Source organism: Vibrio sp. Vb1018, from assembly GCF_033338775.1.
GTDB classification, from domain to species: domain Bacteria; phylum Pseudomonadota; class Gammaproteobacteria; order Enterobacterales; family Vibrionaceae; genus Vibrio; species Vibrio alginolyticus.
This window is the reverse complement of the sequence record NZ_JAWOTI010000014.1, coordinates 122421-136311: the sequence shown is the minus strand read 5'-3', so window position 1 is coordinate 136311 and position 13891 is coordinate 122421. Positions and strand designations below refer to the sequence as shown.

Genomic DNA, 13891 nt, shown 5'->3' with positions numbered 1-13891 from the left:
TTTAAAATACAAAACGCCCGATGAAGTACATCGAGCGTTTTAGTTAAAAAGTGTCAACCCATATCAGGACGGGTCAAAGTGTGTAACCATTTATTACAAGCTAATGATTATTTCACCGTAACAAACTCTGGGTAAGCACCAACACCACAATCATGCATGTCCATACCTTCCATTTCTTCATCTTCTGTAACGCGAATCCCAACGGTCGCTTTCAAGATTGCCCACACAACTAGGCTAGCACCAAATACCCAAGCAAAGATAACTACGGCACCTAAAAGCTGTGCACCAAACGTTGCATCACCGTTGCTCAGTGGCACTACCATTAGGCCGAAGAAACCACACACACCGTGAACTGAGATAGCACCTACTGGATCGTCAATTTTAAGTTTATCTAGAGCAATGATACTGAATACTACTAGTGCACCCGACACCGCACCAATCGCAACCGCGTACAGTGGTGATGGCGATAGAGGGTCTGCAGTGATGGCAACCAAGCCAGCTAGCGCGCCATTGAGGATCATCGTTAAATCGGCTTTACCCCAAGTAGTTTTACAAACGAATAGCGCCGCAATTGCACCAGCAGCCGCTGCTGCGTTAGTGTTTAGAAAGATCTGACCTACCGCTGTAGCATTCTCAAAATCTGAAACCATCAACTGAGAACCACCGTTAAATCCAAACCAGCCAAACCAAAGGATAAAAGTACCCAACGTTGCCAAAGGCATGTTAGAACCTGGAATCGGATAGATTTCACCATTTTTACCGTACTTACCCTTACGCGCGCCAAGCAGTAACACACCAGCAAGAGCAGCAGAAGCACCTGCCATATGTACGATACCAGACCCCGCAAAGTCACTAAATCCAGCTTCTGCTAGGAAGCCTCCACCCCATGTCCAGTAACCTTCCATTGGATAGATAAACGCAGTTAAAATCGCAGAGAAAATCAAGAAAGACCAAAGCTTCATGCGCTCAGCTACCGCACCAGAAACGACGGACATAGCAGTTGCAACGAAGACAACTTGGAAGAAGAAGTCAGACTCTAAAGAGTGGTCGGCCCCTTCACCTTGAGTACCAATTAGCGTACCAAATGAAGGTAACCAGCCTCCTTCTCCATTATCGACATACATGATGTTATAACCGACAATCAGAAACATCGTGCATGCGATGGCGTACAAACAGATGTTCTTCGTAAGAATTTCTGTTGTGTTTTTAGAGCGCACAAGGCCAGCCTCTAGCATCGCAAAGCCTGCTGCCATCCACATTACCAACGCACCGGAAATGAGGAAGAAAAAGGTGTCAAGTGCGTAACGTAACTCGGTTACTGTTGTTGTTAATTCCATAATAAGTATCTCCAATCCTTTGAATTCTTAAAGTGCTTCTGCGTCCATTTCGCCAGTTCGGATACGCACCGCTTGGTTCAGATCGTAAACAAAAATTTTACCGTCGCCGATTTTTCCGGTTTGCGCAGCTTTTGTAATTGCTTCAACAACGCGATCTACATTGTCTGCGTGAGTCGCGATTTCAATTTTCACCTTTGGTAGAAAATCGACTTGATACTCTGCACCGCGATACAATTCCGTGTGACCTTTTTGACGACCGAACCCTTTAACTTCTGATACTGTCATCCCTTCGATACCGACATCAGCCAATGCTTCTCGTACATCGTCTAATTTAAACGGCTTAATAATGGCATTGATTATTTTCATTGAGTTATCTCCGAAGCTTTCATCCTGAAACACTTCTTATAATCCAATCTACGTGCCAAGTTTTTAAGTTATTGAATAATAAAAACTAACCTCAATTTACATATCTATAAACAAAAAGGGCGCACCATATCGGTGCGCCCTTTTCACAAATTTAAAGCAACGGCAGAGAAGTTACCCAAAACTGTGCATTAAATGTTCAAAAAGTCTTTCCACTGTTCGATAAGTGCCATGAAATCCTCTATCCCACAACTTGCTGTACTTTCTGCATTGTAGAAGTCGAACTCACTTTCCATCTCGACATCATACTCATGGGCTAATGCGTTTTCTTGTACAAGAACTTCGTCGCCCTGAATCATCAAGCTAATTTCCGTGCCTGTAAGGTTATGCTCCTGAGAAGGCGCTGAAAATGACCGCTCAATTAGCTTTTCAACCTGTGCAATCTTCATCGGATCTTTACCAATTTCTTCTTGCAACCAGCGCCCTACAATCTCATGTCCCATGCTACATTTTACATAGTACTCGCCCATCAACGTGTTACGAATGAATTCAAATTCCACCGAGATTGCCTATTTCGTATCAATTTGGTGCGAGTATAGCGAATTGCTCCCATAAAAAAAGCACCTCATGTGAGGTGCTTTTGAATTGTGCATTTCTGATTATGCCGGTTCTTGGAAGATCACTTCGTCCGCTTTCTTGGTGTATTGATCCATTTTATGGAAGTTCAAGTAGCGGTACGTATCCGTTGCCGTAGCGTCGATTTGCTTCGCGTATTCTAGGTATTCTTCTTTGGTTGGAATCTTACCTAGGATTGCACCTACTGCAGCTAGCTCAGCTGACGATAGGTAAACATTCGCACCAGTACCCAGACGGTTCGGGAAGTTACGCGTTGAAGTCGACATTACTGTTGATTTATCTGCAACACGCGCTTGGTTACCCATACAAAGTGAACACCCTGGCGTTTCAATACGAACCCCTGCACGTCCGAAGATACCGTAGTAGCCTTCTTCAATCAGTTGGTCTTTATCCATCTTTGTTGGTGGCGCTACCCAAAGGCGCGTCGCTAACTGGCCATTGAACTTATCAAGCAATTTACCTGCTGCGCGGAAGTGACCGATGTTCGTCATACAAGAACCGATGAACACTTCATCAATCGCTGTGCCTTGTACTTCAGACAACAAACGAGCGTCATCTGGGTCATTCGGTGCACATAGTACTGGCTCATTGATTTCAGCCATATCGATTTCAATCACATGTGCGTATTCAGCGTCTTTATCTGCTTGCATCAGCTCAGGGTTTGCTAGCCACTCTTGCATTGCAGTAATACGGCGCTCGATAGTACGGCGATCACCGTAGCCTTCAGAGATCATCCACTTCAGCATCACGATGTTAGAGTTTAAGTACTCTTCGATCGACTCTTGAGACAATTTCACAGTACAACCTGCCGCCGAACGCTCTGCAGATGCATCAGAAAGCTCAAATGCTTGCTCAACCGTTAGCGTTTCTAAGCCTTCAATCTCAAGGATACGACCAGAAAATTCGTTGATCTTGCCCGCTTTTTCTACCGTTAGTAGACCTTGCTGAATCGCGTAGTAAGGGATGGCATGAACAAGATCACGCAGTGTAATACCCGGTTGCATCTCACCTTTAAAACGAACCAAGATTGACTCTGGCATGTCTAGCGGCATAACGCCTGTCGCAGCTGCAAAGGCAACCAAGCCCGAGCCGGCTGGGAATGAAATACCCAGAGGGAAACGAGTATGTGAGTCACCACCCGTACCGACAGTATCCGGTAGTAGCATACGGTTTAGCCATGAGTGGATAATACCGTCACCAGGACGAAGAGATACACCACCGCGGTTCATAATAAAGTCCGGAAGTGTATGGTGAGTGTTAACGTCTACTGGTTTTGGATAAGCCGATGTGTGACAGAAAGACTGCATGACAAGATCAGCAGAGAAGCCGAGACACGCCAAGTCTTTAAGTTCATCACGAGTCATAGGGCCAGTAGTATCTTGCGAACCTACTGTCGTCATTTTCGGCTCACAGTAGGTTCCAGGACGGATGCCTTCTACGCCACATGCTTTACCAACCATTTTCTGTGCAAGCGTGTAACCCTTGCCAGAATCTGCGATTTCACCTGGTTTGCGGAATACGTCCGAAGGCTCAAGACCTAGCGATTGACGCGCTTTGTCTGTCAAACCACGACCGATGATCAATGGGATACGACCACCAGCACGAACTTCATCAATCAGTACTTCTGTTTTTAGCGAAAACTCAGCTAGAACCTCACCAGTTTCGTGGTTGCAAACTTTACCTTCATATGGGTAAACATCGATAACATCGCCCATGTTGAGCTTAGTTACGTCAACTTCGATTGGTAGTGCGCCAGCATCTTCCATTGTGTTAAAGAAGATAGGGGCAATTTTGCCACCAAGCACATACCCACCAGCTCGTTTGTTTGGAACGTAAGGGATATCATCACCCATAAACCAAAGCACTGAGTTGGTTGCAGATTTACGTGAAGAGCCAGTACCAACAACATCACCAACGTAAACCAATTGATGGCCTTTGTCTTTTAACTCTTCAATTTGCTTGATCGGGCCAATAGTACCCGGTTGATCAGGGTTTATTCCTTCACGCTCGTTTTTAAGCATCGCCAGTGCGTGTACTGGGATATCAGGGCGAGACCAAGCGTCAGGTGCAGGTGAAAGGTCATCCGTGTTCGTTTCACCTGTTACTTTAAATACGGTTAGAGTGACTTTTTCTTCAAGCTTAGGCTTAGAAAGGAACCACTCAGCATCAGCCCATGATTGAAGTACTTTCTGTGCATGCGCATTGCCTGCTTTCGCTTTCTCTTCTACGTCATAGAAAGCATCAAACATCAGCAGCGTATGAGACAGCGCTTTTACTGCGATCTCTGCCAGTGCTTCATCATCCAATAGCTCAACTAGCGGTTCGATGTTGTAACCACCTTGCATAGTGCCTAGCAGTTCAGCCGCTTTTTCACGACTCACTAATGGTGATTTAACTTCACCTTTTGCTACTGCTGTTAGGAAACCCGCTTTTACATAAGCAGCTTCATCAACACCTGGAGGGATACGGTTTTCAAGTAGGTCAAGAATGACTTCTTCTTCACCTTGCGGGGGATTTTTCAGAAGTTCTACAAGTCCAGCAACTTGTTCTGCGTCTAGCGGTTTAGGAACAACTCCTTCAGCAGCACGCTCTTCGACGTGTTTACGGTAGGCTTCAAGCACGACTTTTTCCTCTCATTGCGGTTCCTCCTCTATTATTACTATTGTTAAAGTAAAGGAGTGAACATCCTTGGAAACTTGGCTCTCCATTGCCCTTGTTTTCATTCAATTATGATTGAGAAACAGCGCCGTAGAGGCCAAACTGTGGGCAAAATAATAGCAAATTTAACCTTAAATTAAAATCTTATCATTTTGACCAACATAGCAACTTACGACTAAAGTTCTGCTAATTTTGACCAAATATGCCAAGTTTTTGCTTTCTCATACCCGATTAATTAAACGATGTTCCTACGATCAAATACACAGCATCCAAATCTTGCTCGGTACGACCGTATGCCAACATTATTGGTCCTATTGGTGAGTCAACACCAAAGAAGATGGAGCCAGCATTGTAAAGCGGCGCTTCGTTTAGTTTCAGATCATTATCAGACCAAACACCGCCATATTCGACCGATGCGCCCAGGTAGACTGGAGCTTCAAACAATCCGAAATCATTATCAAACCACTTATATCGGTACACCAAACTGCTGAAAAATAAGTTCTGTCCGATCAGGCTATTTCTTGGGATTCCCGATAGGCTTAAGAAGCCGCCCAACTCTCTGGGATCAAGCGGTAAAGATGAGTTTTTACTCTCTACAAAACTATATTCAGCATGTCCGACTAAAGTATGACGCTGATGACTCACTGCACCTTTAAATCGTGCAGAGATTTCATAAACGGTATCTTCAATAATTTTGTCAGTTTCTAAAAGGCTAACGCCTTGAGGACTTTGATCATGAGACACTAAATATTCGAGATCGACTAAAAGCCCACGAGTCGGAAATGCGAAATCATCAAGTGTATCTAGGCGATAATTGGCAAACAGGCCACGACGTTCAAAATCCAATTTACCAGCAGAAGCCAAAGTAGAAAGCTCAATATCTCCGGTTGAGTAGCGAGCGCCAAATCGAAGTTCTTGCCACAATGTGGGTTGGATACCTATCGCTAACTCTGTTGTAAAATCATCGTAAGTGACCGGAAAAAAGTCATTTACTGACTCTAAATCTGGTGCTTGAGGCTCTGTTAAAGGTAAGTTTCGGCTCTCACTACCATAGGAAATTCGCCCCGAAACAAAAAGTTCTTGGCTAGATAAAACAGGGGAATACAACTCAGCTTCAATCAGCTTATCCGTGCCCATTTCTACGTTGAACGCCAACTCCGCGCCATGAGAGTTTAAATTGGTAAAGTTGGTCGATATTCCTATGCCGTACTGGCTATCTGTATCGAAGTCATCTTCAAGAAAAAATCGGAAGTTGAGATAATTAGGCCCCCACGACTTCTCGTTAACATCAAAAACCAACAATGTCTCACCATCAACCTCTTCAAAGTGATAAGTGATGAGCTCGAACCGATCTAACGCGTAGAGGTTTTCAACGGCTTTCTCAATTTCGGCCGTTGAAATACGACGTCCGGTTTCTAATTCAATACGATTCGTCAACAACACATCGCTGTAGTGCGTGTTATTAACAATCACTATGTCATCAACCACACGCTGATCGCCATAAATCAAAGTTTTACGAACTTCTTGTTTGCGATCGATGTATTTTTGATAGTCCGCATTGGACAAGCGCAACCCTTTCAGCTTGTCTTTTAACTGCTTGGTAATATCGTACCCAGCTTGAAAAGCCCAAGGCATTTTGTCGAACTCGACAGTTTCCATGGTGCCCACATTGGGACGAATATAGATATCTTGAGGTTCAAGCTCGTCCACTTGCTGTTGTGTACTACGACGAACGAGATAGTTAGAGAGTTGGTCCGCGACAGTAAACAGCCCCGTAAATTCATCTTCGGTTTTGTAGTCGGTGCTAATATCGACGGCAATAACGACATCAGCCCCCATGGCGCGAGCCACATCGACAGGCATGTTATTGACGACACCGCCATCGACAAGCATATGGCCATTGAGCTTATAGGGAGGAAGCGCTCCTGGTACAGACATGCTAGCCATCATGGCGTCCACAAGGTAACCATTGCCCAGTACGACTTCTTCTAGGGCAAGAATATCTGTCGCAACAGAACGATAGGGAATGGCAAGATCATCAAAAGAATCGAATCGCCCTAAGTTCCCTGTAGTCTCACGCAATACTCGCAACATGTTCTGGCCTTGCACCACACCCGTTGGTGCTCGTACCTCACCGAATCTTAAGCCGAGGTCGGTATTAATTTGATAGCGGTCTTCATACTCTTTGTCACGAACTCTACGTTGGCTACGGTCAACACGATCTCGATAACCGCTGCCCCAATCGACGGTGTAGATAAAACTCTCGATTTCATCAGCACTCATCCCCGTGGCATAAAGCCCACCCACATAGGCGCCCATACTGGTACCGGTCACAATATCCACAGGAATCTGCATTTCTTCCAATGCTTTTAAAACTCCAATGTGTGCCGCCCCTTTCGCTCCGCCACCAGCGAGCACAACCGCCACCTTTGGTCGAGGTTCCAAGTCATCCGTTTTTGTTAGAGAGTTTGCGAGGGAAACAGAAGGAGTGATCATCAAAAAGGTACTAACCCAAAGCGCAAAGTTGCGAACCGATGGGCTTGATAACAGCTTTTTGAACATTCACTTCTTCCTTTATTGAATATCTGATCAAGTAGGGCGTGCTAGCAGTACTGTACTAACACGCCCTAATATGTACTAAGAATTAATCAGATAAACAAGCTAATGTTGTTGATTTGGCGATGCTACCAATCAAATATGCTATTTAACCAGTTTGATTTCTTCTCACACTGTTGCTTTATCTGACCGGTTTTATCCCAAACCGGCAGTTTGTAATCACTACGGCAGTTCATTTCTAAACCTCCATCAGATGTAGGCTTGAACCCTAATGTGGTGATTTCTCTTGGCCATGGGAGCTCTAAGCGCTCAGGAATACGCTGCTTCAAGTACTCTGCGTACACTCGTAATGCACCACTCGACCCCGTTAGATTCACGGGTTTATTATCGTCGCGGCCTAGCCAAATTGTCGTCACCTCACGACCATCAACACCGACAAACCAACTATCGCGGTTGTCATTACTGGTACCCGTTTTTCCTGCCAATGCAGCCCAACCAAACTGGCTTTGTAAGAAGCGGCCAGTGCCTTGAGCAACCCCTTGTTTCATCGCGTAGGTCGTTAGCCATGCAGCTTGTTCATCCACGGCTCTTGATGAACGAGGCAAGGATTGATACAGCACATTACCTTCCATATCCATGACTGAGCGCAGAGCGGTCAGTTTTGCACGCTTACCTGAATTCGTCAGAGTCTGATACATCTGTGCAACTTCGAATGGCGTCAAAGAAAACGAACCCAAAAACATCGAAGGCACTGGGCGAATTTCGTCTTTGTTCACGCCCAAACGCTCTAAAGTATTGGAGACTTCAGGAATGCCAAGTGCCATACCTAAGCGCACGGTTGGTACGTTGAGTGATTTCGCTAAAGCAATGTAAAGTGGTACATCACCACGATATTTTCTATCGTAGTTGCGCGGCGTCCACACGTTACCTTTACTGCTCTTCAGACTTAACGGCGTGTCGTGTAGCGTCGTGCCTAGGTTGTATTTATCCGGTTGTTCTAGAGCCGTTAAGTAAATCGCTGGTTTCACTAAAGAACCAATCGGACGACTGGCATTGAGCGCGCGGTTAAAGCCTTCATAACCGACACGTTTACCACCTACCATCGCACGGATTTCACCACTATGGCGATCAACGGCCACAGCTGCGGCTTCTAACTCTTTACCACCCCGTTTAGCTAGTTCTGGGATCTTTTTCGCGATAGCTTGTTCCATTTTGCTTTGCGATACTGGGTCCAGAGACGTAAATACGCGCAGTCCGGTCTCTGCCTTAAATCGCTCCCCAACTTTTTCTTTTAATTCAATACTCAATTGTTGGAAATAAGCTGGCTGACGGCTCGCAATACGTGGCTTGCTTTGCGTATCGAGTGGACGACTTACAGCTTGTTCATACTGCTCTGAAGTCAACATGTTTTGCTGCATTAACAGGCGCAGAACGAGATCACGACGCTCTTTCGTTCTCTCAGGGTAACGAATTGGGTTGTAGTAAGACGGTCCTTTTACCATCCCAACTAACATCGCCAGCTGATCGATTCGCAACTCCTGAATTGGCTGCCCAAAATAGTAACGCGACGCCAAGCCAAACCCGTGGATCGCTTCACCTCCACTTTGACCTAGGTACACTTCGTTGAGGTAGGCTTCTAAGATACGATCTTTGCTGTAACGGTAATCCAAAATTAGCGCGATATACGCTTCTCGAACTTTACGCCACAGTGTTTTATCACGAGTCAAAAACAGGTTTTTTGCCAATTGCTGAGTCAGCGTACTACCACCTTGAACAGTACGGCCGGCCTTAATGTTCGCAACCAATGCACGTGCAATCGCCAGCGGTGACACCCCGTCATGTTGATAAAAATCCCGGTCTTCGGTCGCAAGCAGTGCATCCACTAAAATTTCAGGGAACTGATCACGACGTAAGAAAAGACGCTGTTCATCACGGTCTTTCTCCAGCATGCCCAACATCTTCGGTTCTAGGCGCAAGTAACCAAGGTCTCCTCGAGATTCTAAAGACTGAATACGTTGCAAGCCGGAATCAGAGAAATGCAGCATAATGTGACGATCCGGCTCGGGACCATCGGCAAACTCGAATGGACGACGAATCAATTCAATCCGAGTGGAAGAAGAGGAATATTCGCCTGGGTAACGAGGTTGACTCACTTTACGGTAATTCAACACATCTAGCTCGTTGCGCAGTTCTTGGATGGTGATATTCTCACCAGGGCTTAGATTCAAGATACGGGCATAAACCACCGTTGGCAGCTCAAACAGCTGGCCTTCAAAGCGTTCTTTCACCACACTATCTAAGTAAATCCCAACAAACAGCAAAACAGCGGCAAGTGCAACGCCAGCTTTCCAGCTAAACGACCACAGAACTTTCAACCACGAACGTTTCTCGTTAGTCGGCTTTTTACTCGGCGTACGTCGAGTCTGTTTTGCGGTTCCTTTATTGGTTGTACTTTTCTTCGCTGGCGCTTTTTTCGCGCTAGGCTTCTTGCTGTCAGTCATTATTCAATTGTCTTTTTGTTTTCGTTGTTGCTACATGATTGGCAGGATCATCTGGCCAAACGTGTTTTGGGTAGCGCCCTTTCATCTCTTTTTGAACGTCTTTGTAGCTTCCGTTCCAGAAAGCCGCCAAGTCCGACGTTACTTGCAATGGACGTTGTGCCGGTGAAAGCAGTTCAAGCACCAAACGCTTGCGGCCAAGAGCCACCGTTGGGGAACCACTCTCCCCAAATACTTCTTGCATACGCACCGATAATATCGGCTCGTGGCCATATTGGTAACGGATACGCTTCTTTGAACCTGTGGGTAGTTGGTAATGCTCAGGTAACCATTCATCCAGTTGTTGATTGAGTGGCCAACCTAATAGAGCATTAAGCGCTTCGACCAAGTTTATCTTGCTCAGGTCTTTAACCGAGCTGACAGACGTCATGTATGGTTCTAACCACTCCTCTAATGAATCCAGCAAACTGGCTTCATCAAACACTGGCCATGACTGCTCAGGTAACCATTCCACCGCACAACGAATCCGAGCCAACAAGCTCTCCGCTGCCGGTGTCCAGTTTAGACTCTGTAAGCCCTGGCGGCGGACATACGTGAGTAAAGCTTGTGTCATTTTTTCTTTGCCCGGGCTTGGCAACGGCTCGCTTTCAACGACTAGCAGGCCGAGTTTTGTTTGTCGCTCAGCTATTAGACGGCCTCTTTTTTCATCCCAGCCCACTACTTCTTCAGACGAAAATAGCGTATCAAAGGTCGTTCGCAATATATTGACATCCAATTCACATGCCGAATGAATTTGACTTGAGTTAGAATGAGAACGCATTAAGTCAACGGCAACCAAATACTCACAGCCACCTAGCATGTCTTCCTGACGACATTCTGCACCATGACCATTAGCCAAAGTAAATCGCCCAAATTGATTTGTGCGCTGCTGCGCAATGCGATCTGGAAATGCCAAACTTAACACCAGCGGTAATGCATCTTCATCCACGCCTTTCAGGTCAAATACCGTATCCAATTTGTACGCTAGAGATTGAGCACGCTTGAACAACATCGACTTTTTTGGATGAGTACCAACAAGCCAACGATGCAAGCTATGAGCGATATTGGTAACACTCCTCTCTGGCTCTTCAATCAGTGCGACCGCCGTCAAAGCAGCATTTAACATCTTATCACTGTAAGATTGCGCTTTAATTAGCATCGCAGCCGCACGAGGCTCAACGCCTAGTTCATGCGCCTGTTTTCCTTCGGACGTTAATTGCCCTTTTTCCGTCAGTAGTCCCAATGACACCAATAGCTGCTTCGCTTGTTCCAATGACGCATTAGCTGGAACATCAAGCCACTTTAGAGCGTGGATATCACTCGCTCCCCAAAAGGCAAGCTCCATAACTAAACTAGCCAAATCGGAATGCAAAATTTCGGGTTGGGGAACCAGCGGTTGCTGCTTGAACTGGCTTTCAGAATAAAGACGAACACAAATGCCCTCTTCTATTCGTCCCGCTCGTCCTGCACGCTGAATCGCTGAAGACTGTGCAATGCGTGTTTGCTCTAAGCGTGTTAAACCGTTTTTCAAATCAAAGCGGGCAACACGCTCTAACCCAGAATCAACGACGAGGCGAATGCCTTCAATCGTTAGTGAAGTTTCTGCAATGTTGGTCGCTAGAACGACTTTACGCTTACCTTGTTCTGCTGGCGTAATCGCTTTTTGTTGATCTGCAAAACTCAGTTGACCATAAAGTGGGCATACGTCGATATCATCCGCTAAATGAGACAACCGCTCTTCAACTTGTTTTATGGCACCAACACCCGGTAGGAAAGCTAACAAAGATCCAGACTCTTTGTTCATAAGACTTTCTATTGTTTTTGCCATACTCGTAGGTAAATGCTCGTTCACACCTAACGGCTGGTAGCGCATTGCCACATCAAAGCTGCGCCCTTCAGATTCAATGTAACTGGCTTCTGGCAACAACGATTGTAATGCTTGTTGGTCAAGCGTTGCCGACATTACCACCAGCTTGAGATCGTCTCGCAATGCCTCTTGAACTTCTAAACTGAATGCCAAAGCGGTATCGGCATGAATGCTGCGTTCATGAAACTCATCAAAGATCAGTAGATCAACCCCATCCAACTCCGGGTCCGTTTGAATCATCCGAGTCATGATCCCTTCGGTCACGATCTCCAGCTGCGTTGCAGAACTTACCTTTGCCTCACCACGGACTCGATAACCCACGCGTTGACCTACTTGCTCTCCCAATTGCTCAGCAAGATAACGGGCAATGTTACGCGCCGCGAGTCGTCTTGGCTCAAGCATGATGATTTTTCCAGCAACCGAATGATTTAAGAGTAACTGCAAAGGGAAGTAAGTCGACTTACCGGCACCAGGCGCCGCTTTTACGATCACTTGATGTTGATTTTTGACCGCCGTCAGCAACTCAGGCATCACGGCTTCAATCGGCAATTGTGACAAAGGAAATACCTTATGGTGTAATGATGGCAACATTGTACATAAAAAATTTTTTGTCTAAATAAGCAAATGCATTTCACACCCGCTTTAGAGTCCGCCACTCTACTCAAACGCTATAAACGCTTTCTTGCCGATATCGAGCTCGATACTGGTGAAATCCGTACAATCCACTGCGCAAATACAGGTGCAATGACGGGTTGTGCAACGCCCGGAAACAAGGTTTGGTTTTCTACTTCCGACAACCCGAAACGAAAATACCCCAATAGTTGGGAGTTGAGTGAGACCGAACAAGGCCACCGTATTTGTATCAACACCGCGCGTGCCAATCAATTAGCCGTAGAGGCTATTGAAAATAATGTCATTTCAGAGCTTTGTGGTTATGACACACTTCAAACTGAGGTGAAATACGGCAATGAAAATAGCCGAATTGATATCTTGCTCAGCGCAGACGACAAGCCAAAGTGCTATATAGAAGTGAAAAGCGTCACTCTTCTTGATGAGACCGACTCTACTGGACAAGGATACTTCCCAGATGCGGTCACGACTCGGGGACAAAAACACCTGAGAGAGCTCACAGAAATGGCACAAAATGGAAGTAGAGCCATACTTTTATTCACTGTTTTACATTCAGGTATTGAAAAAGTATCCGCGGCGCACCATATAGACGCGAAATATTCACTATTACTCAAACAAGCACAAGACGCTGGAGTGGAAGTTCTCTGCTACAAAGCTGAACTGAGCGATACTGGAATGAAGCTGATTTCCGCTATTGATTTTATCAATTAAGAGAAAAAATGATGTCGTCTTCACATTGACGATAACTTTGCGATTCAGTATTTGCTTGCACCGCCTCTTTTTGCTATAGATACCCGCCTTAAATTGACTGCGTAGCAGTTGACTAGGTGTAAGTAGGAGATGCTGTATGCCAGAATCAAAGAAGAAAACGATAGGCATCCTAGCCATTGCCGGCGTGGAGCCATATCAGGAAAAACCTGGTGAAGAGTACATGTCACCAGAGCAGGTTGAACACTTTACGAAAATCTTAACAGCTTGGCGCGACCAGCTAAGAGCTGAAGTGGATCGTACTGTTCACCACATGCAGGACGAAGCAGCAAACTTCCCAGATCCAGTTGACCGCGCCTCTCAAGAGGAAGAGTTCAGCCTAGAACTGCGTAACCGTGACCGCGAACGCCGTTTGATCAAGAAGATTGAAAAGACTTTGGATAAAATCAAAGAAGACGATTTTGGCTTCTGTGAGTCTTGTGGCGTAGAGATTGGCGTTCGCCGTCTTGAAGCACGTCCAACCGCTGACCTTTGTATTGACTGTAAAACACTTGCAGAAATCAAAGAGAAGCAAATGCAAGGTTAATCACCCAGCATTA

Annotated in this window: 9 protein-coding genes; 2 read left to right on the top strand and 7 right to left on the bottom strand. The window is 45.7% G+C overall.

Annotation, left to right across the window (positions count from 1 at the left end; translation table 11 throughout):
• Nucleotides 1–107: 107 nt before the first annotated feature.
• The 7 genes from R7Z10_RS15670 to hrpB all read right to left on the bottom strand — a co-directional run bounded on the left by R7Z10_RS15670 (nucleotide 108) and on the right by hrpB (nucleotide 12545).
• On the bottom strand, nucleotides 108–1337 hold the full coding sequence (locus tag R7Z10_RS15670) for an ammonium transporter (RefSeq protein ID WP_005386568.1): 1230 nt from the start codon (nucleotides 1335–1337) through the stop codon (nucleotides 108–110).
• A 27-nt stretch (nucleotides 1338–1364) separates the two neighbouring features.
• Nucleotides 1365–1703: a P-II family nitrogen regulator gene (locus R7Z10_RS15665; protein ID WP_005386570.1), complete on the bottom strand. Its 339-nt coding sequence runs from the start codon at nucleotides 1701–1703 to the stop codon at nucleotides 1365–1367.
• A 188-nt stretch (nucleotides 1704–1891) separates the two neighbouring features.
• Entirely contained in the window at nucleotides 1892–2260 is a 369-nt protein-coding gene (locus tag R7Z10_RS15660; RefSeq protein WP_017635908.1) for a YacL family protein, read from the bottom strand.
• Nucleotides 2261–2359: 99 nt separating this feature from the next.
• Nucleotides 2360–4957 (bottom strand): bifunctional aconitate hydratase 2/2-methylisocitrate dehydratase, encoded by a 2598-nt coding sequence (acnB, locus tag R7Z10_RS15655; protein ID WP_005380009.1) that lies wholly within the window; start codon nucleotides 4955–4957, stop codon nucleotides 2360–2362.
• A 268-nt stretch (nucleotides 4958–5225) separates the two neighbouring features.
• Nucleotides 5226–7556 (bottom strand): patatin-like phospholipase family protein, encoded by a 2331-nt coding sequence (locus R7Z10_RS15650; protein ID WP_005380018.1) that lies wholly within the window; start codon nucleotides 7554–7556, stop codon nucleotides 5226–5228.
• Between the two features lie 122 nt (nucleotides 7557–7678).
• Nucleotides 7679–10051, bottom strand: coding sequence for a penicillin-binding protein 1B (gene mrcB / locus R7Z10_RS15645; protein WP_005380020.1), 2373 nt, complete (start codon nucleotides 10049–10051; stop codon nucleotides 7679–7681).
• Nucleotides 10044–12545 (bottom strand): ATP-dependent helicase HrpB, encoded by a 2502-nt coding sequence (gene hrpB / locus R7Z10_RS15640; RefSeq protein WP_206169861.1) that lies wholly within the window; start codon nucleotides 12543–12545, stop codon nucleotides 10044–10046. Before hrpB ends, mrcB begins: the two co-directional genes overlap by 8 nt.
• A gap of 33 nt (nucleotides 12546–12578) precedes the next feature.
• On the opposite strand from hrpB, the gene sfsA reads away from it, so the two are divergent.
• Together sfsA and dksA are read left to right on the top strand one after the other, a co-directional pair.
• Nucleotides 12579–13295 (top strand): DNA/RNA nuclease SfsA, encoded by a 717-nt coding sequence (gene sfsA, locus R7Z10_RS15635; RefSeq protein WP_017635909.1) that lies wholly within the window; start codon nucleotides 12579–12581, stop codon nucleotides 13293–13295.
• 136 nt (nucleotides 13296–13431) lie between these two features.
• Entirely contained in the window at nucleotides 13432–13878 is a 447-nt protein-coding gene (gene dksA / locus R7Z10_RS15630) for an RNA polymerase-binding protein DksA (RefSeq protein ID WP_005386584.1), read from the top strand.
• Nucleotides 13879–13891: the final 13 nt, after the last annotated feature.